Origin of the sequence: Muribaculum gordoncarteri (assembly GCF_004803695.1) — a bacterium.
GTDB classification, from domain to species: domain Bacteria; phylum Bacteroidota; class Bacteroidia; order Bacteroidales; family Muribaculaceae; genus Muribaculum; species Muribaculum gordoncarteri.
This window is the reverse complement of the sequence record NZ_CP039393.1, coordinates 2940435-2961349: the sequence shown is the minus strand read 5'-3', so window position 1 is coordinate 2961349 and position 20915 is coordinate 2940435. Positions and strand designations below refer to the sequence as shown.

General features: G+C 47.0%; 12 protein-coding genes. 6 read left to right on the top strand and 6 right to left on the bottom strand.

The genetic code is table 11. The features are described from left to right. Positions 1–63: 63 nt before the first annotated feature. The 4 genes from E7746_RS12960 to E7746_RS12950 form a co-directional block, all read right to left on the bottom strand. Positions 64–1536, bottom strand: a complete 1473-nt coding sequence (locus tag E7746_RS12960; protein WP_238337224.1) for a RagB/SusD family nutrient uptake outer membrane protein — start codon at positions 1534–1536, stop codon at positions 64–66. A 12-nt stretch (positions 1537–1548) separates the two neighbouring features. Continuing rightward, the gene (locus tag E7746_RS15300) at positions 1549–1827 is read right to left on the bottom strand and encodes a hypothetical protein (protein ID WP_238337221.1); all 279 of its coding nucleotides are present in this window, start codon (positions 1825–1827) and stop codon (positions 1549–1551) included. A 41-nt stretch (positions 1828–1868) separates the two neighbouring features. Next, positions 1869–4925, bottom strand: coding sequence for a SusC/RagA family TonB-linked outer membrane protein (locus E7746_RS12955; RefSeq protein ID WP_136411068.1), 3057 nt, complete (start codon positions 4923–4925; stop codon positions 1869–1871). A gap of 217 nt (positions 4926–5142) precedes the next feature. Next, positions 5143–7878, bottom strand: coding sequence for a hybrid sensor histidine kinase/response regulator transcription factor (locus E7746_RS12950; protein WP_136411067.1), 2736 nt, complete (start codon positions 7876–7878; stop codon positions 5143–5145). Positions 7879–8113: 235 nt separating this feature from the next. Between E7746_RS12950 and E7746_RS12945 the strand changes: the two genes are divergently transcribed. From E7746_RS12945 to E7746_RS12930, 4 genes are all read left to right on the top strand, one after another. After that, entirely contained in the window at positions 8114–9931 is a 1818-nt protein-coding gene (locus tag E7746_RS12945; protein ID WP_238337219.1) for a GH32 C-terminal domain-containing protein, read from the top strand. A 3-nt stretch (positions 9932–9934) separates the two neighbouring features. Continuing rightward, positions 9935–11116: an MFS transporter gene (locus tag E7746_RS12940; protein ID WP_238337217.1), complete on the top strand. Its 1182-nt coding sequence runs from the start codon at positions 9935–9937 to the stop codon at positions 11114–11116. A 32-nt stretch (positions 11117–11148) separates the two neighbouring features. Next, the gene (locus E7746_RS12935) at positions 11149–12027 is read left to right on the top strand and encodes a carbohydrate kinase family protein (RefSeq protein WP_136411065.1); all 879 of its coding nucleotides are present in this window, start codon (positions 11149–11151) and stop codon (positions 12025–12027) included. A gap of 172 nt (positions 12028–12199) precedes the next feature. Next, a complete protein-coding gene (locus E7746_RS12930; protein ID WP_136411064.1) occupies positions 12200–13480 on the top strand; it encodes a hemolysin family protein in 1281 nt (426 codons plus the stop codon). A gap of 658 nt (positions 13481–14138) precedes the next feature. On the opposite strand, the gene E7746_RS12920 is transcribed toward E7746_RS12930, so the two are convergent. Continuing rightward, positions 14139–15392: a DUF4925 domain-containing protein gene (locus E7746_RS12920; RefSeq protein WP_168184395.1), complete on the bottom strand. Its 1254-nt coding sequence runs from the start codon at positions 15390–15392 to the stop codon at positions 14139–14141. 181 nt (positions 15393–15573) lie between these two features. After that, the gene (locus E7746_RS12915) at positions 15574–16080 is read right to left on the bottom strand and encodes an RNA polymerase sigma factor (protein WP_123394822.1); all 507 of its coding nucleotides are present in this window, start codon (positions 16078–16080) and stop codon (positions 15574–15576) included. Between the two features lie 1004 nt (positions 16081–17084). Between E7746_RS12915 and nadA the strand changes: the two genes are divergently transcribed. Beyond that, a complete protein-coding gene (gene nadA / locus E7746_RS12910; RefSeq protein WP_135946969.1) occupies positions 17085–18065 on the top strand; it encodes a quinolinate synthase NadA in 981 nt (326 codons plus the stop codon). Between the two features lie 33 nt (positions 18066–18098). After that, a complete protein-coding gene (gene leuS, locus E7746_RS12905) occupies positions 18099–20870 on the top strand; it encodes a leucine--tRNA ligase (RefSeq protein ID WP_136411062.1) in 2772 nt (923 codons plus the stop codon). The last annotated feature ends 45 nt before the right edge of the window (positions 20871–20915 follow it).

Here is a 20915-nt window from a genome sequence, read left to right as displayed (position 1 = left end):
ATCAATCCACAATAGCTCACACTTCCACCCAAAACCTTTTTTAACCTTAAAAACTAACTACCTTTAGAAACTCGGATAACCGGGATTCTGTGTATATTTACCTAATGAAAAATTATATTGTGCAACGGGAATGGGATAGTACTCCTCGCCATCGTCAAACTTGGCATCCTGATAGTAGATGCGGTTGTCCTTCTCGGCGTTGAAGTAAGCAGTCATCACCTGCTTGGCAACACCCCATCTCACGAGGTCGAAGTAACGCTCGCCCTCAAGAGCCTTTTCAAGACGCATCTCGGTGCGGAGAGCCTTGCGAGCATACTCCTGATTCCATCCTGCCGCGGGGTAAAGCCCTATCTTATAGTTGGCGGCATCCTTCGACGGGTCGTTGAAGTCCTTAACATAGGCGCTGCTCTTGGCGCGCTGACGGATGCGGTTGATTATGTTACGTGCCTGCTCAAGGTCCTCGCCTATCTCTATCAAAGCTTCAGCCTTGTAAAGAAGCATGTCGGCGTAACGGATTATCTGCCAGTTGAGCTGCGAAGCTCCCCAAGGCCAACCCTGATACATGTCGGATGACTCGGGCGATACCCAGAAACGTTTTGCGCAATTATGTCCGTAGACTCCGCGGTCACGCACCCATGACTGGCAGGGAGTGTTGCGATAGGTCTTGTAGGTGATTGTCGGACGACCGGTCACAAAGTCAAGACGGGGATCGACATTGGGTTCGGTGTTGCCGAGTGTCTGATGCTCATCGTCGATGAATGTCACAACACCGTAGTCAGGACGCGACTGGTAGTCAAACACGGGAAGTCCGGCATCATCGGTCTGATAAGCATTTATCAGGTCCTGCGAGGGGAGGAAGAATCCGTCACCATGATAGGGGCTGTTGCCGCCGGGTGAGTTAAGCAGGTTGCTCCAATTGACGCGTCCGGCATCGCCAGAACCGTCATTCATCGAATACTGCACGGCAAACACCGATTCAGCACCATTCTCATTGGCAACCAGGTCAAGACCCTGGAAATCGGGAAGCAGGTCGTAACCCGACAAGCGGTCGACAAGTTCAACCACCTCCTTTAGAAGGCCCTTGTTGATATTGACTACGGCATGAGTCTGTGCATCCTGCTCATAAGCCTGATAGAGCTTTACCTTGGCTGCATAGGCAAGCGCGATATTGCGATTGATGCGGCCCACCTCATCCTGACGTTCGGGAAGGTCGTTGGCAGCTTCAAGAAGCTCCTTGGCTATTCGGTCGAGATGCTGTTCGCGGGTAAACTCGTCATTACGTACATTGACATACTCGGTTTCAGGGAGATTCTCATCCATGTAGGGAACCTTATTGAAGAGGCGCACAAGTTCAAAGTAGAAGTGTGAACGCAGCACCTTCATCTCGGCTATGCGTGATTTCTTGACAGGCACATCATTTTCATCGGCTTTGTTGAGAACTCTTAGAGCCGCGTTACAGCGTGATATCTGGCTGTAGAGGTTAAACCACTTTCCGTCAAGATTACCGTTGTTGCTCTGTACCTGGAATGTTTCCATGGCATGGATATCTCACAGGTCGCCTTCACCGCCACCGCCTTTATAGGCATTGTCGGCGCGAACTTCACCGAAACTCCAGTTGGTGGTAGGTCTTACCCAGGGATCGCCCTGCTCATTGGTAAAACCCGATAGTGAGGCATAGGCTGAGTTTACCAGCAAATCTATGGCATCGGTCGAATTCATCACACCGTCCGAAAGGCTGCCCTGAGGCTTGTTTTCAAGGAAGTCATCGCTACAGCCCACGAGCATTGCGGCACATCCGAGAGTCAGTAATATATTTTGTATTTTCATTTTATTAAAAATTTAATGGTGTTGTTGTGTTGTTTTTATTATCAGAAACCGAATTGTATACCCACAGTGTATTGACGGGGCAATGCGTAGGGATAACCGAGTCCTTCGGGATCGGCACCCGAGTAGTTGGTGATGGTGAACAGATTCTGTGCCTGAAGATATATTCGTGCATTCGACAGCTTAAGCTTGCTGCGCAACGAGGCGGGGAGCGAATAACCTACGGTAAGTGTCTTCATGCGCAGGAACGAACCGTTTTCGATGTGAAATTCCGAAACCTCATGCTCGTTGTTGTTATTGTCGGTCGTAGGAGCCGGAGTGTCACAATTGTAGTAACCGGTCAAGAGATAGTTGTCGTAAGCCTTGGTGGCATCAAGCAAGCGGGTGCCGTGATTACCGTTCCAGCACTGGAACAAATCGGTATAGTACTTCGAGTTGTTGAATGCGTCACGTATAATTGATGTAAAGAACATGCTCAAGTCAAAGCCTTTCCAGTTGGCGGCGAGATTAAGTCCGAACTGAGCCTTGGGAAGGTCACATCCGAGCCATGTGCGGTCATTGTAATTTATCTTGCCGTCACCGTCGGCATCGACATATTTCACACGACCCACTGCCGGGTGTCCGAACTCTACCTGATAACGGTTGCAGTATTCATCAACCTCTTCCTGAGAGCGGAAAACACCGTCGGTCTTGAATCCCATCCATGAACCGAGCGACTGTCCCACAAGTGAGTGTCCGGCATAACCTCCGCCGTAGGAATAGTAGATGTCGTCGAGCAGGTCGGTCACCTCATTCTTCTGAACCGTGAAATTGAATCCTACCTCGTAGCTGAAGTCACGATTCACATTGGTGCGCCAGGTGATTTGTCCCTCAAAGCCTCGGTTGACCATCTCACCGCCGTTATACCAGCAGTAACCGCCTTCACCTATGGTTGCTATATAGGGTTTCTCAACAAGCATATCCTTGGTTTCCTTGTGGAAATAATCGAGCGAAACGATGAGTCGGTTGTTGAAGAATCCTGCATCGATACCGAAATTGGTCTGATAGGTCTTTTCCCATTTAAGGTCGGGATTGGTGGTGCGTATACGGAACGCTCCGGGTGACAATGTAGTGCCGTCGCCGTTCATGTTATAGGAACCACGGTCAAGGCTCATGAGATATTTGGCATAGAATGCTTCATTGTCGATGAGGTCGTTACCGTTGATACCCCATGATCCGCGAATCTTCAGGTCGGAAAGCCAGCTGCTTGTCGACTCCATGAAGCTCTCCTGCGATATGCGCCATCCTGCCGAGAACGAGGGGAACCAGTCGTAGTTGTGATCCTTGGAGAGGCGTGACGATGCGTCACGGCGTATAGTGAACGATGCAAGGTACTTGTTGTCGTAGGTATAGTTCAACTTTCCGAATCCCGAGAACATCGAGTAGTTGGAAGCACCGGCACCCACATTCTTGTTGGCCGTCACGTTGCCGAGGTATATGTAGTTGGGATCCTCTATCTCCAGTCCCGTACCGTAACCGAAGAAACTTTCGTTGTGATACTTCTTCGACTCTACGCCGGCAAGAGCCATGATTGAGTTCTTGCCCAGGTCGATGTTGTACTGAGCGGTGTTGGTCCACACCCAGTCGACATTCTTTGCTGTTGACTGAGTAAGCTTATTGACATCGTCACGAAGCCACTTGGGCTCAAATGTCTTGTTGGTTTCGTTATAGTAGTTGACACCGAAGTTGGTCTTTACTATAAGGTTCTTTATAGGCTCAATCTGAAGATATGCGTTACCGAACACTCGCCAGTATTCATGATTGTTGGACTTGTTATTGTTAATAAGACGCATCATGTTGGGTGCGTCACCCAATATATCGTTTATCTGGTCAACATACACACCCTCGGCATCATAGACAGCCTTGGCAGGATGCTGCTTAACGGCATTCTCCTCAGCGCCGTCGGGCATGTAGTGGGCTTTCCACCAGTTCACGGCTACATTACCTCCAGCCTTCAGGCGATTGCCAAGGAATCCGTAATCGGAGCTGAATCGGGTGTTGATGCGCTGAAAGTCGGAACCTTTCACGATACCGTCATGATCGAGCCAGCTTAGCGAGAGTGACGACGAGCCGTTTTCCGAGCCCTTTGAAAGACCGATGCTGTAAGTCTGCATTAGGGCAGTGCGGTGAATCTCCTTCTCCCAGTCGGTCGATTGGGGAAGCACATCGACACCGTTGAGATTCTTGTAGGTCTGCAACACCGGGGTGGCTCCGTTGCCGTATACGGCCGATGACGGAGTGGCTCCGTTATGTGCATATTTATAAGCCGACCAATATACTTCGCCCCACTGATAGGCGTCGAGCAGGTCAAGACCGCTGTTGTAGGTCTGCATTGTCAACGTAGCATCGAATGTCACGCGCGCCTCGCCCGACTTTGCCCGCTTGGTGGTTATGATGATAACACCGTTGGCAGCCTGGGCACCGTAGATTGAAGCCGAAGCGGCATCCTTCAACACCTGTATCGACTCGACATCGTTGCTGCTGAGTATTGTTCCGGGATTTTCACGCGTCATCACACCGTCGATTACATACAACGGGCCGTTGGCATCGCCTCGGAATGATGAAGCTCCACGTATTGATGTTCCTGTACTGAGTCCGCCGGGAGTACCGTCGGTGGTGATGGTCATACCTGCCACACGGCCTTGGAGCGACTGAATGACATTGCCGGTGGGCGTATCGGCTACATCCTTCATCTTGACAACCGACACCGAACCGGTGAGGTCGGATTTCTTTTCCGAAGAGTAACCCACCACAACCACTTCATCAAGAGTTTCAGTGTCCTCTTCAAGAATAATCGTCATCTCAGGCTCGGCTTTCACGGTCTTGGGCTTAAAGCCGATATAAGAAACGGTAAGGCTGGAACCCTCGGGAACAATCATGGTGAAGTTTCCGTCAAAGTCGGTTGCCGCACCATTTACTCCCTTTACATCTGAAATCACGCTTGCACCTATAAGAGGTTCGGAATCGGTTGCCGAAACCACCGTTCCATGCACTGTGATGCTCTGTGCTTGTACTGCGATTGCTACTATGAGCAAAAATGTACTTAGAATTATTCTTTTCATGTTATATTTAGATTGGTTTGTTATTTCCGACACAAAGTTATGGCCAAGAGGCTGCAAAGGCATATAATCGATGTTGCACAGGCTATGAAATTTGATTCATTGCACGATTATTGATAGATAAAGCATCATTTTTCACATCGCTCATCCCTTTTTGCACAAAACACACCCTTCAACTGTGGTGAAAGGCGTGTTTTATGTTATGTGTCGGTTGTAATCTCTATTTTTTAAATGCTATGCGTTCTCTAAGTTCGGTCGGTGTTTCATCGAATGCTTCCCTGTAGCATCTCGTGAAATAGGCCGGGGAGGAGAATCCCACTTCATAGGCAATCTCGCCTATAGTCTTTTCGGTTGTGGTGAGCATTTCACGAGCCTGTTTCAAGCGCAGGTTACGCAACAGCTCCACGGGCGAATAGTTGGTAAGTGCCTTTATCTTGCGATAGAATTGCGACCGTCCCAGTCCCATCATCGAAGCCAGAGTGTCGACATTCAAGTCGGGATTTCCCATCTCCTTTTTCATTATGTCGAGAACCTTGGAATAGAACTCGCTGTCGACATCGTTTACAAGCACTGACGCATTGCGCTCCTTTGCCGTTACATCACCGCCGCCATTGGACGACCACAGATTCTTGATGCGCTTGCGGTTCTCTATAAGGTTACGACATCGCGACTTAAGCACCGCGCTGTTAAACGGCTTTGACAGGTATCCGTCGGCACCGCTGTCGTAGCCTCGCGCCCTCTGTTCATCCATAGAGCATGCCGTGAGCATCAACACCGGAATGTGGGATGTCGACACCTCATCCTTGATGATGCGACAACACTCAAGACCGTCCATGACAGGCATCATGACATCGCATATTATCAAATCGGGCACATATTTTGCGGCTAACCTCACACCTTCACGACCGTCGGGAGCCGTGACGATGTTATATTCATCCTTCAACAACTCGCCTATCATGCGGCGTATGTCGTCATTGTCGTCAATCACAAGAAGCAGCGGAAGCTCAGTGCCGGCGGTTGTCCTGTCGACCTCTTCCAGCCGGTCAAGCTCGGCATTGACATCGGCTTTGGTTATGAGATTGTCGGTATCGGCCGGCATGCACTCCTCAACATGGACCACAGGTAATGTCACGGTAAATTTCGAGCCAACTCCAAGAGTGCTTTCCACTGCTATTGAACCTCCGTGAAGCTCCACAAAGGCCTTGGCCAATGACAATCCTATGCCCGATCCGTTGGGATGTATCTTGTCGACCTGATAGAATCGGTCGAATATATTGTTAATGTCGTCGGCTCCTATACCCTGCCCTGTGTCCTCGATTGAGAAGCGAAGGTTGTCGCCATCCAATCCGCAGCTGAATTTTATCGAACCGTTGTCGGGCGTGTACTTGAAGGCATTCGACATAAGGTTGAAAAACACTCTCTCGATCTTTTCGGCATCGACGGCCAACGTAAAATCCTTGTCAAGCGTCACATCGACGGTAAGTGTTATGTCACGCTTGCGTGCTATGGAGTTGAACGACTCGGCCCACTCCCTGACAAGGGTGCCAAACTTCGATTCAACAAGATTAAGGTTGAGTTTGCCGTTCTCATACTTGCGGAAATCAAGAATCTGATTGATCAACCGCTTCAGAATCTTCACATTCTTATTGGCTATCTTCATCAACATGCTCTGTTGCGGAGTAAGGTTGTCGGCAACGGCAAGTTGCTCCACCGGCTCGGCAATAAGCGTGAGCGGAGTTCTCAAGTCATGTGACACATTGGTAAAAAACACCAGTTTTGATTGTGTCGCGGCATTGAGCTGCTCATTGAGTTCGCGCTGAGTGTCACGCTGCTCCTCAAGTATCTTGTTTTGGCTCATCAACACATTCTGATGCTTTTTACGCTGCCAGAAAGCCCTAAGAACCAGGAACAATACTCCGAAGAGGAGCAACAATATTATTATCATTGCATAGAACAGCGATGTCTGCGCCGAATGACGGTTCCAATAGTCGTCGACCTGCGACTTCAGATACTTTATCTTGGATGTTTCTTCCATAAGTGACTCGTTCTGCAACAACAGGATGTCGGCATTTGACAAGTCGACAGCCGACGACAACGGCAGAATCTTTTCCCTTTCGTAGGGACGGCCGTTCAATATGTTCAGAGCCGTGCGTATAATTCTGTAGCCTTCGGTTGGATATAGAAACGTTGCATCGATCACCGAATCGGCAACAGCCTTTATGCCTATTTCGGGAGCTGCATCTATACCTATTATTCTTATATCCTTGCCATGCTTACGCGCAACATCCGATGCAGCTATGGCCATACGGTCATTGTGAGCATAAATCAGGTCTACATCCTCATATATATTAAGAAGTGAATCAACCTTTATGGCTGCATCCTCATAATTCCAGTTACCATAGGCCGATGCGATGATGTTCATTCCCTTCAGCTCAGCCTCCTTGGCAAATCCTTCATGACGCCCCACCGCCGGAGTGGAACCGGCAAGACCGTGTATCTCGATTACATTTCCACCGTCGGGGAGCAGATGACGGGCATAATCGGCCGCCGACTTTCCTATCCCTACATTGTCGACGCCCTGATAGGCGGTGTAGCTGTCGCCGTTTATATTACGGTCAAATACAATGACGGGTATTCCCGCATCATACACCTCCTCGATGACCGGCGTTATGGCATCGGCCTCATTGGGAGCGGCGATGATTATGTCGAAACCGTTATCAGCAAAATAGCGTATGTCGGCAATCTGCTTTTCATTGCTGTCATCGGCCGAGCGTATTTCAACCGTAGCCTCGGGATGAAACATAATCTCGCGTTGAATCTCCTCGTTCATCTTGGTGCGCCAGTCATCATTGCTGCATTGCGAAACACCTATGCGATATTTGGTTTCCTCCTTACATGATTGAAACACCGACAACATTATCACAATAAATATAATGTGACAAATTTTTCTATGCATATTATTTTACAGGTTTAACTATGGTATCTTTTTTCCATTCGCTGCAAAAATAAATATAATATTATGAAAAACAGTGCTTTTGATTATAAATATCGAGCAATGCAACATTTGTATAATATTATGGGTAATTTTTAATAACGCGTGACATCCTTATATATTAGTTTTGCATTGTGAAATCCAATCAAACAAAACAACCTCAAAAAAAGATAACATGAAAATAATCGCAAAAGCAGTCATGTCATTAGTTGCAATGTCACTCTCAGCTGCAACGATCACGGCCCTTGCATCGGAGCCGGGTATTAAAATCGAACATCTCGGCACCAACAACACGATTGTTCGCGTCGACAGCGACAGCAAATATCTGCTGCTTCCCGTGCAGGAGTCAATCGACGATGCTACAGTGAAGATAATAGTTGACGGAAAGCTCGAACGCACACTGGCCGTGCGCATGGCCAAGTCCAAAGTGGACTACACCGTGCCTCTCGACCTCACTCCTTATAAAGGACACGACCTCATCCTTGATGTCGTTACCTCACAAAGCCGCTCATCGGTAAGAGAGGCAAAAGATGACGCCTGCTGGAACAACATTGCATTTGCCGACACCATCGACACAACAAACCGTGAGAAATATCGCCCGATATATCATCACACACCCATCTACGGATGGATGAACGACCCCAACGGAATGGTCTACAAGGACGGTGTGTGGCACCTGTGCTACCAGTGGAATCCCTACGGCTCGAAATGGCAGAATCTATCATGGGGACAATCGACAAGCCGTGACCTCATACACTGGGATCATCAGTTGAACCCCGCAGTGGAGCCCGACGGACTCGGCATGATATTCAGCGGAAGCTCGGCAATAGACACAGCCAACAGCGCCGGATTTGGCAAAGACGCAATCGTGACAATGTACACTTCAGCCGGAACAAGCCAGATACAAAGCCTGGCATGGAGCGATGACAACGGCGCAACCTATAACAAATATCCCGGCAATCCCGTAATCACCCTTGAAAGCGAAGCCCGCGACCCAAATATGTTCTGGAACGACGAAACCAAACTGTGGACATTGGTACTCGCCCATGCGCTCGACCACGAAATGCTCATATTCACTTCACCCGACATGAAGGAGTGGACTCTTAAGAGTGCCTTCGGTAAAGGACTCGGCTCACAGGACGGTGTGTGGGAATGTCCCGACCTTTTTGAACTTCCCGTTGAAGGAAGCGACGAGAGCAAGTGGGTTCTCCTGTGTAACATCAATCCGGGCGGCCCCTTTGGTGGAAGCGCGACACAGTACTTCATAGGCGACTTTGACGGAACCACATTCGCCCCCGACCGTGACGCATCGGGTAACGTGCCTACAAAGTGGATGGACTACGGTAAGGATCACTACGCAACCGTAAGCTTCAGCAACGCTCCCGACAACCGACGCACTGTAATAGGATGGATGAGCAACTGGCAATATGCAGCCGAAGTGCCCACTATGCAGTTCCGCAGCGCCAACACGCTTCCACGTGAGGTGGGACTGTTCAAAGGCAATGACGGACAGATCTACGCCTCATCGGCACCCTCGCCCGAACTGCTGTCGCTTCGCGGAAAAGCCGTAACCGATGTCAAGAGCATCAAGGCCGGCACTAAGGCTCGCAACTACAACCTGCCTTCGGTCAACGACGGAGCATGTGAAATAGTAATGGACATTGAACCGGGACGCACATCCGATGTAACCCTGACGCTATCCAACCACAAAGGCGAAAAAGTGATGATGGCCTACAATCCGGTCGAAGAAACAATGTCGTTTGACCGTCGTGAAAGCGGAGTCACCGATTTCAGTCAGGATTTCCCCGCCGTCACCGTATCACCCACCTTCGGCAAAGACTCTCGATTGAGCCTGCGCATATTCATCGACCGCTCAAGCATCGAGGTTTTCGGAAATGACGGACGATTTGTAATGACCAATCTCGTATTCCCCACAACTCCCTACACTACCCTCTCCCTATCGGCCGACAACGGCAAAGCCAAAATAAATAATCTCAAAATTTACACAATAAAATAACCCATGGACACCACCCAATCACTATCGACAGCTAAACGCAGCTCATTGATGCAGATAGCACCCGTAATGCTCTGCTTCTTTGCAATGGGCTTCGTAGACCTCGTGGGAACTGCATCAAACTACGTGCAAAAGGATCTCGGACTCACCGACTCGCAAGCCAATCTGTTCCCGTCGCTCGTATTCTTCTGGTTCCTCATATTTTCGGTGCCTACAGGCATGCTCATGAACCGTATAGGACGAAAGAAGACTGTGCTCATCTCCCTCGCCGTAACAGCCTGCTCGCTCATATTGCCGCTTACAGGCGACGGTTACATGACAATGCTCGCCGCTTTTTCACTGCTTGGAATAGGCAATGCCATTATGCAGACATCTTTGAACCCGCTCGTAACCAACCTCATCAGCAGCGACAAACTGGCTTCAACCCTTACATTCGGACAGTTTGTAAAGGCCATCGCCTCGTTTCTCGCACCAATCCTTGCCGCCTGGGGAGCAACAACCTATCTGCCTACATTCGGTCTGGGATGGCGTGCACTGTTTGCTATCTATGCAGTGATAAGCTTCCTCTCAATATCGGTGCTCGGTGCAACTCCCATCGAGGAGGAGCGTCCCGACAAGACATCGGGCATAGGTGCCTGCCTTAAGCTTCTGGGCCGTCCCTTCATCCTGCTCTGCTTCCTCGGCATAATGTGTCACGTGGGAATCGATGTGGGCACCAACACCACCGCTCCCAAAATAATCATGGAGCGACTCGGACTTCCGCTCGAAGAGGCCGGATTTGCAACAAGCATCTACTTCATATTCCGTACGGCAGGTTGCTTCCTCGGAGCATTCATACTCCGCTCGGTTCCGGCAAAACGCTTCTTCGCGCTAAGCGTGATCATGATGATAGTAGCAATGGGAATACTGATGAGCTGCGACACGCTCTATACCATATATGCAGGCATAGCCATGATAGGGTTAGGTAACTCCAACGTGTTCTCAATCATCTTCGCACAGGCTCTGAATTCATCGCCCGATGAGAAAAACGAAGTGTCGGGACTCATGATTATGGGACTATTCGGAGGTACGGTATTCCCCCTCGCAATGGGATATGCAGCCGACACTGCCGGACAGAACGGCGCCGTAGCGGTAATGGCCGCTGGTGTAATATATCTGCTCTATTACACTCTTAAAATCAAGAAATAATACATTTATAAAGAACTTAAACAATAACAATCATGAATGACATAGTAGTGGGAATGGGAGAAGCCCTGTGGGATGTACTTCCCGAAGGTAAGAAAATAGGCGGCGCTCCCGCAAACTTCGCCTATCACGTATCGCAATTCGGCCTTGAAAGCTGTGCTATAAGCGCAGTGGGAAATGACGCTCTCGGCACCGAACTGCTTGAGAATTTCAACCGAAAAGGCGTAAATTACCTTATAGAAAATGTGCCTTATCCCACAGGAACGGTACAGGTCGAAATCGACCAGGCCGGCATTCCGCAATATGAGATAAAGGAGAATGTGGCTTGGGACAACATCCCCTACACTGCCCGACTTGAAGCTCTCGCCGAACGCACACGCGCCGTATGCTTCGGTTCATTGGCCCAACGAAACGTAGTGTCACGCAACACTATCAACCGATTTCTCGACGCAATGCCCCAGGACGACGGCCGACTGATAGTTTTTGATGTAAATCTGCGCCAGGGATTCTACAACAAGGAGATTCTGTGCAACTCAATGATGCGCTGCAACATTCTCAAGATTAACGACGAGGAACTTGTGATCGTGAGCCGTATGTTCGGTTATCCAGGCATCGACCTTCAGGACAAGTGCTGGATACTTCTTGGCAAATACAACCTGAAAATGCTTATTCTCACTTGCGGCATAAACGGAAGTTATGTTTTTACACCCGGAAATGTATCGTTCCAGCCAACTCCCAAGGTAGAAGTAGCCGACACGGTAGGAGCCGGTGACTCTTTCACAGCCGCTTTCATCGCCAACATCCTTAAGGGAAAATCGGTAATCGAAGCTCACAAGAAGGCAGTCGACACATCGGCCTATGTCTGCACTCAGCAGGGTGCCATGCCGGTGCTTCCCGCCTACATAACCGAATAAATCCATTGCAACTAACTCTACTCTTTTACAGGGGATGTGTCAACCATGATACATCCCCTTCTTTTTTAATTCATAAAAATTTAATAAACCGTTGAGGGAGGCTCTATGTTTAAAGATAGACGGGTTACGTTAAATTAACGCTAAACAGTAATCGCGTGTATTTTGGATTTTTATGAAAGAATTATTGATTATAGTAGGTCTTATTCTGCTCAATGGATTATTTTCGATGTCGGAAACCGCTCTTATTTCAGCGCGTAAATCACGACTGTCGCAGGAGAGCAAGCGTGGCAACCGTGCCGCACGCACAGCTCTCGAAATAGCCAATGACCCCGACTGTTTTCTGTCTACAATTCAGATAGGCATAACACTTATAGGCATTCTCACCGGTCTATACTCAGGCGCTACATTTGCAAATACATTTGCCGACATCCTCGTCAAGTGGGGAGTGGCTCCCGCCTACTCCGATGAAATAGCACAGGTGACGATAGTTATTGTTGTCACCTATCTCTCAATCGTTGTGGGCGAACTTGTGCCTAAGCGCATCGCGCTTAATTCAGCCGACACTGTGGCAAAAATTGTGGCCCGACCAATGAAGCTGCTGTCAAAGATTACAATGCCGATAGTGTGGTTGCTTTCGGTGTCGACCAACCTTATAGTGAGGCTGCTTAACCTGCGAGGCGATGAAAACAAGACCACCGAAGGCGATGTGAAACAGATAATCGAAAACGGAGCCGCATCGGGCGAAGTCAAGGAGGTTGAAAAGGACATCATGACACGTGCTCTCGTGCTTGGCGACCAGCGCGTGGCATCGATCATGACATGCCGCAAGGACATCGTAACGCTCGACATCGACATGTCTATTGACGACATAAAGCGCAGCATAGCCTCAGAACTTCACGACACCTACCCCGTTCTCGACGATAATCACGAGGAAATAAAGGGCACCGTATCGCTGAAGGATCTCATACTCACCCTCGACAGCCCTGACTTCGAGCTTAACAAGGTGTTGTCGCCAGGCACGTTCATTCCCGAAAGCATGAATGTATATGACGCTCTTGAGCGACTTAAAAATGAGCATGTACACTGCCTTATTGTGTGCGACGAGTTTGGCACGATGCAGGGTGTGGTGACATTGAACGACATCCTCGACGGACTGGTAGGATGCTGCGACACTCCGGCATCGGGGCCCTATATATTACCGATGGACGACGGCAAGAGCTATCTTGTCGACGCACGCTGCCCGGTTTATGACTTCCTCAACTATTTTGACCGCGGCGACCTCTATCAGCCTGCCAATTATGCGTCAATAGGCGGACTTATTCTTGAAAACACACGCAAAATACCCGTTGAGGGCGAAAACATAAAGTGGAACGACTTCCTGTTTAAAGTCGTCGACATGGACAAAGCCCATATCGACAAACTGCTTGTGACAATAACGAAGGACGCACAATAACGCCCCGCCAAGAGAGGCATCATTGTGCGTTGACTCAAAATAGTTTATCATTAAGAGCCGGTACGACAATAAATGTTAACGGCAGGGCGGTCAATTGTTGAGTGATTTTCTTTAGCTCTTGAGGGAGCGATGGAACCCCATCGCTCCCTCAAGAGCTAAAGAAAAGCGCCAACGAGTGGCCGAGGCGAAGGTAACTTTCGTCCCATCAAATAAATATTAGGGGTATAATGTAATCGTCAGTCAGCAGTACCGGAGCATGAAAAGTATCGCGGCAAGATATGTCATTGCCCGAGCTGAAGACAGGTATCGCTCATAGTTCCGGCATAGTCGCCGATAGTTTTCGAGCCAATAATTTGTGCGTTCCACCACCCAACGGCCTGAAAGCGGGCGAAATTCAGCTGTACCGAAATTCGATTTCACACATTCGATAATGCAGTCCTCAAGCCTGGAATCAACGCCACAGTATCCTTTATCAGCCTTGACCATTCCATGGAAGCCTGACAAAAACTTACGGATGCGCTTCCGTCGGCAATGCTTAAACTTTATTTTCATGGAGCCAATGATTTATGTTCGGATGTACACGACTGACAAACAGACCAAAAAGCGCCCGCAATATGCAACCCTGCCGTTAATATTTATTGTCGAACCGGCTCTAATATCACTGAGCGCGATTCAACTTCAGCGCAATCGTGAAACTTTCGGTATCATTGATCCAAAGCGAGCCGAGGTCGGCCAACTTGTTTATGCCCAATTCAGGCATTATCTCGGTCATCAACAGCTTAACAACTGGGTCATTGGGATCGGCGGCTATCATCTCGGCAAGCTTCTCGTCGAGCTTGTCAAGTGCGGGAATAAACGCCTTGACCACCGAATCTATCATTTTTTCATCCAATACCAGACTCATGCTGTTGTAATCGCTGCGCACTATCTGCAACGGAATTCCATTCTTATTCCAATATTCAAAATTCTCCATCAGCACGCTCACATCCACTCCGAGTTGAGCAAGCTTTTCAAGCAGCTGCTTCTCCATCTCAGGTAACGCGCCGTTGTTCAGGTCGGGATCTTCGCCGTTGTCTATGGCTATCTGTGCCATAATGTTTGGCATATAAGGTGTGACGCACAGATAATTGCCGGGTGAATACCAGAAAGCAAGATTTCGAGGCGACTCTTTCCAGTCATTGTTTACATGGATGTAACGCCCCTGCTGCTTGTCGATACCGCCCTCCATAAATGCCACCAGGTCAAAGCCGCTGCTATATAAAGCCGTTACGTTTCCATCGGGGGAAAATGTAACCGATTTCAGCATCTGATACACAATGTTGCCGGCAAGAAGACTTGCCATAGCCGACAATCGGGCATCCATTTCAACGCCACCGCTCTTCGTAACCCAGCTAACCTGTACGGGAGCATTAGCCATTCCTTCAGGAGTCAACGGCAGATAGTCGGCCAACACCCATGTTCCGGTAACATGGTTTTGAACATTATCGCCCAACACCGCTTTAAAATTCATGTCGGCTTTTCCCTGTGTCGTGACATTTCCTTCAACCGAAAGATTATAGATGACAAGCTTTTCGTCAGATTTCGATGACGGAAGCATACAGGGAGGAGTGTCAAGTGTAGTGGCTCCCGTGACATTAAACGAGCCGTCGGGCTGTTGAGCCATGTCAACATCCATCGTTACTTCAGGATAGCCCGGAAGCACATTCACAACATTAATCACACCCTTGGATGAGTTATCGGCCTTAAGCTGAACAGAACCGTAGGAACGCTCGCCGTTGAACGTTATCATTGCATCGGCACCGGTTATGGATCCCGAAGGCAGCTCCTCCCATGGAGCTTTATTGTCATCATCGCTACAACCGAATGTCGCCAGCATGGCCATCGACATTATAAACAAGAGAGATTTTTTCATAATTTGATAATACATTATAAAAGAGTTGTTACTTTTCTTTTAACAAATACTCCCGCCCTATTGATGGTTTAACTCATGTTAAATAGCACGTAACATAAAAAAGAGTGACCGATAAACGAGTTACCGGCCACTTTTCATCAGGGATTATATGGAATGTCAGTAAGAGTATGCTACGATGTAATTAGCGATAGTCATGAAATTGCTGCTGAAGTTTTTGACGTGCAAAGAATATGCGGCTCTTCACTGTTCCGAGAGGCAGATTCATCTTCTCGGCAATTTCATTATACTTGTATCCTGCAACATGCATTGAGAAGGGAACACGGTATTCGTCGCTGAATGAGTTGATGGCCTTGGTTATCTCCATGGCGGCAAATGATCCTTCGGGAGTCTGGAAACCTGAATCCTGGGGCAAGTTAAGATGATATAGATCCTCTGTCTTATCAACAACTGTTGATGAACGCACTACTTTGCGGTAGTTGTTGATAAAAATGTTACGCATAATAGTAAATACCCAACCTTTGAAATTGACATTGTCAACATACTTGTCTTCATTGTCGAGAGCCTTCAATGTAGTGTCCTGAAGCAGGTCGTAGGCATCGTCGTAATTGGATGTTAACATGTAAGCAAAATTCAATAGATTGCTCTGAAGGCTCAAAAGCTTGCCTTGAAATGTAGTAGAAGTTCCCATGATGAATTGTTTTTGTTAGTTTGGTTGTTTTATGTTTAAATTTGATGTTGCAAATATACAAATAATTTTAATAAGCAAAACATTTTTGTCAATTTTTTTCAAATATTTTACAAAATAATTTTAAATAAATATCTAATTTATTATTAATCAACTAATTAAATATAACATCATATTATTACAATGTTATTACATAGTTTACATTATATATTACATCATTGCAACAACAGTGTTACTAATACACTTATTTTGTAATGTCGTGAACTTTTTTCGGCCTTTTTTATTGTCACCCTTAATGTAGTTTAGCGTAATTTTTGAAGTGTAATTCTTACACTTCAAAAATTATGATGTTCACAAATGTAGATTGTAATGTAGATAAAGCTTGATAAATTAATAAGAGATTTTTACAACTAAATTTGCATCGTATTCACCCCTGATTGTATAACCGGATAATCGTAATTACAAAATAAGTTGTAATAATGATTTAACTTGATTATACACCTGTTTCAACATAGTTATCAAGAGTAATGGCGTAACATTTTTATTAACATTACATGTTATAAACCGTATGTTAATAACATTGTGATATCATTGGAAGATTGCAATGTAGCAGCATTTTATATGTAGATTATTTGTAGATTGTAGTTTCATAAGTTAATATGCAAGCATATACCTAAAAAGTTATCACAGTTATCAACATGCTTATATAATCTTACTTTGAAAGTTTTTTGAAAAAAATTTTTCAAAACAAAATAGAATAATAATGTTGACAAGAAAGTCGAGGGGGTGAATTGCTTTTCAAGTTCAGTACAGTGTTGTCATAGTGTGTCTACAAGATTGCATTGCCTATATATAAAGATGTACGTGTATAAAGTTATGTCCTAATCTTGCCTAATAATTAATAAGTTGTTACCTTTGCAAGCCATTCACATGGTGCTTATTCACATCTTACTATAATATTACTTATTTAGTATAGATTTATACTTATAATACATCAATCTATGACAATGAATGTCGATAAAGGCTATGTTGACTCTCCGGTTGACAAAGACATTGACTTGAAAGCTGAGATTCTTCGATTGAAGAAGGAGAAAGGTGCGGTCATTCTTGCCCACTATTACCAGAAAGGTGAAATACAGGATATCGCCGATTATATAGGCGACAGTCTTGCGCTTGCTCAGATAGCTTCGCGACTTACCGAACCGATTATCGTACTGTGCGGAGTCAACTTCATGGGTGAAACCGCCAAGATACTCTGTCCCGACAAGAAGGTGCTTATTCCCGACCTCAGTGCCGGCTGTTCGCTTGCCGACAGTTGCAAAGCCGATGAGTTTAAGAAATTCATAGATGATAATCCGGGACACACTGTAATAAGTTATGTGAATACATCGGCCGATGTAAAGGCTCTTACCGATGTGCTCGTGACATCGACCAATGCACGGCAGATAGTGGAGAGTTTTCCTGAGGACACTCCTATTATATTTGGTCCTGACCGTAATCTCGGAAACTATATAAATTCAGTAACGGGACGCAACATGAAGTTGTGGAACGGTGCATGTCACGTTCATGAACAGTTCTCGGTTGAGAAACTTGCAGAGTTGAAGCGTCAGTATCCCGATGCCAAGGTACTGGCTCATCCCGAATGTCCCGCTCCACTGCTCATCCTTGCCGATAAGGTGGGTTCTACGGCTGCTTTGCTTAATTATGCCGTAAAGAGCGACAACAAGGAGTTTATCGTGGCCACTGAAAGCGGCATACTTCATGAAATGAGGAAGCGCTGTCCCGACAAGATATTCATTCCCGCTCCTCCGGCCGATTCCACTTGTGCATGCAACGACTGCTCGTTTATGAAGCTCAACACAATGGAGAAGCTCTATAATTGTCTTAAATATGAGCAGCCTCAGGTTGAGGTTGACAGTGAGATAGCCGATAAGGCCCGTCGTCCCATAGAACGCATGCTTGAAATAAGCGAGAAACTGGGACTATAACATCATTAACCGAATAAAATAAAAAATCATTATATGGAATATAATCATAGAGATATAGAGAGCCGCTGGCAGCAGTATTGGAAAGAAAACAAGACTTATAAGACGGAGATCGACAATTCGCGTCCCAAGTTCTATGTGCTCGACATGTTCCCTTATCCTTCGGGAGCTGGATTGCACGTAGGCCATCCACTTGGTTACATAGCAAGTGACATCTTCTCGCGTTACAAGCGTCTTCAGGGTTACAATGTGCTTCATCCTATGGGATATGACGCTTACGGTCTTCCCGCTGAACAGTATGCCATACAGACGGGTCAGCATCCCGAGATAACCACAGTAAATAACATAGCACGTTATCGCAATCAGCTTGATAAAATAGGTTTCTGCTACGACTGGGATCGTGAAATCAAGACTTGTGACCCCGAGTACTATAAATGGACACAGTGGGCGTTCATGAAGATGTTTAACAGCTACTATGACACAAAGCTGGATAAGGCAATGCCCATAGCCGACCTTATAGCTCACTTTGAGAAGGAGGGAAGCAAGGGTGTGAATGCAGCCTGCGGCAAGGAACTTGAGTTTACTGCCGAAGAGTGGAATGGCTACAATGAAAAGCAGAAGAGTGACACTCTCATGAACTATCGCATAGCTTATCTTGGAAACACTATGGTTAACTGGTGTCCCAAACTTGGTACCGTGTTGGCTAATGACGAGGTGAGCGAAGGTCTTTCAATACGTGGAGGCTATCCTGTTGAACAGAAACTGATGTATCAATGGTGTCTTAGAGTGTCGGCTTATGCTCAGCGTCTTCTTGACGGTCTTGAAAGAATAGACTGGACCGACTCCTTGAAGGAAACACAACGTAACTGGATAGGTCGTTCCGAAGGTGCCGAGATGCGTTTCCCCATTGCAGGAAGCGATGTCGAACTTGAAATATTCACCACTCGTGCCGATACTGTGTTTGGCGTTACATTCATGGTTATGGCTCCTGAAAGCGCCTATGTCGACATGATAACTACTCCCGAGCAGCGCGCTGCCGTAGATGCCTATATAGATGAGGTAAAGCACAAGACCGAGCGTGAGCGAATGATTGAGAAGAATGTATCGGGAGTATTTACCGGTGCTTATGCCGTTAATCCGCTTACGGGTAAGGAAATTCCCGTATGGGTGAGCGATTATGTGCTTGCAGGTTACGGTACGGGTGCTATTATGGCCGTTCCCGCTCATGACAGTCGTGACTATGCCTTTGCCAAGCATTTTAATCTTCCTATAGTTCCGCTTATTGAAGGATGTGATGTAAGCGAGGAGAGCTTCGATGCAAAGTCGGGTAAGATGATAAATTCATGTGGAGCCGAGCTTGATCTCAACGGTATGGAAGTTAAGGATGCCATTGCTGCAACCAAGCGTTTCATCGAGGAGAAGGGAATAGGAAAGGTGAAGGTCAACTATCGTCTTCGTGACGCTATATTCAGTCGTCAGCGTTACTGGGGTGAACCGTTCCCCGTATATTACAAGGACGGTGTTCCTCATCTGTTGGACGAGTCGCAACTGCCTTTGCTGTTGCCTGAAGTTGACAAGTATCTTCCTACCGAATCGGGCGAACCTCCGTTGGGTCGTGCCAAGGATTGGAAGAGTGCCGAAGGTTATCCTCTTGAATTGAATACGATGCCCGGATTTGCCGGATCGTCGGCCTACTATTTGCGTTATATGGATCCCCGCAACAATGAGGCTCTCGTGTCGAAGGAAGCCGATGATTACTGGCAGGATGTCGACCTTTACATAGGCGGTACCGAACATGCTACGGGTCATTTGATATACAGCCGTTTCTGGAACAAGTTCCTTTATGATTTGGGCATTGTGTGTCGTGACGAGCCTTTCCGCAAGCTCATAAACCAGGGTATGATCCAGGGACGCTCCAACTTCGTATACCGCATTAAGGACACCAATACTTTTGTGTCTTATAATCTAAAGAAGGATTATGATGTCACACCTATACATGTCGATGTAAACATCGTCAGCAACGATATTCTTGACCTTGACAAGTTCCGTGCATGGCGTCCTGAATTCAACGATGCCGAGTTTATTCTTGAGGATGGCAAGTATGTGTGCGGATATGCTGTTGAAAAGATGTCAAAGTCCATGTTCAATGTGGTAAATCCCGATGACATTGTTGAGCGTTACGGTGCCGACACACTTCGATTGTATGAAATGTTCCTCGGTCCGCTTGAGCAGAGCAAGCCTTGGGACACTAACGGTATCGACGGCGTAAACCGCTTTTTAAAGCGTCTGTGGGGACTTTTCTATAAAGGTGACAATCTGGTCGTAGATGACAGCAAACCTTCAAAGGACGAGCTTAAATCGCTCCACAAGCTTATAAAGAAGGTGACATGGGACATTGAGAACTTTTCGTTCAACACTTCGATAGCTGCGTTCATGATATGTGTCAATGAACTTAATTCGATGAAATGTCACAGTCGTGAGGTTCTCGGACAGCTGTTGCTCCTTCTTGCTCCTTTTGCTCCTCACATCACTGAAGAGCTCTGGCATGCCATTGGTAACAATAGCACTATATGTGACGGTTCATGGCCTGTATGCAACGAAGAGTACCTTAAGGAGGATACTGTGACAATGGCTGTGTCGTTCAACGGTAAGGCTCGTTTCAACATTGAAGTTGCTGCCGATACTCCTCGTGAAATCATCGAGAAGACAGCTCTTGAGCATGAAGGCGCTGCAAAGTGGCTTGAAGGAAAGAGCGTGAAGAAAATCATTGTAGTTCCCGGTAAGATAGTCAATATTGTCGTGGCTTGACATGTCACGGCAATAAATGACTCGTGTAATGCGTTAATTCATTGA

Coding starts and splice junctions, on each gene's coding strand:
- E7746_RS12960 (WP_238337224.1), bottom strand. CDS start 1,536: ATGGAAACATTCCAGGTACAGAGCAACAACGGTAATCTTGACGGAAAG.
- E7746_RS15300 (WP_238337221.1), bottom strand. CDS start 1,827: ATGAAAATACAAAATATATTACTGACTCTCGGATGTGCCGCAATGCTC.
- E7746_RS12955 (WP_136411068.1), bottom strand. CDS start 4,925: ATGAAAAGAATAATTCTAAGTACATTTTTGCTCATAGTAGCAATCGCA.
- E7746_RS12950 (WP_136411067.1), bottom strand. CDS start 7,878: ATGCATAGAAAAATTTGTCACATTATATTTATTGTGATAATGTTGTCG.
- E7746_RS12945 (WP_238337219.1), top strand. CDS start 8,114: ATGTCATTAGTTGCAATGTCACTCTCAGCTGCAACGATCACGGCCCTT.
- E7746_RS12940 (WP_238337217.1), top strand. CDS start 9,935: ATGGACACCACCCAATCACTATCGACAGCTAAACGCAGCTCATTGATG.
- E7746_RS12935 (WP_136411065.1), top strand. CDS start 11,149: ATGAATGACATAGTAGTGGGAATGGGAGAAGCCCTGTGGGATGTACTT.
- E7746_RS12930 (WP_136411064.1), top strand. CDS start 12,200: ATGAAAGAATTATTGATTATAGTAGGTCTTATTCTGCTCAATGGATTA.
- E7746_RS12920 (WP_168184395.1), bottom strand. CDS start 15,392: ATGAAAAAATCTCTCTTGTTTATAATGTCGATGGCCATGCTGGCGACA.
- E7746_RS12915 (WP_123394822.1), bottom strand. CDS start 16,080: ATGGGAACTTCTACTACATTTCAAGGCAAGCTTTTGAGCCTTCAGAGC.
- nadA (WP_135946969.1), top strand. CDS start 17,085: ATGAATGTCGATAAAGGCTATGTTGACTCTCCGGTTGACAAAGACATT.
- leuS (WP_136411062.1), top strand. CDS start 18,099: ATGGAATATAATCATAGAGATATAGAGAGCCGCTGGCAGCAGTATTGG.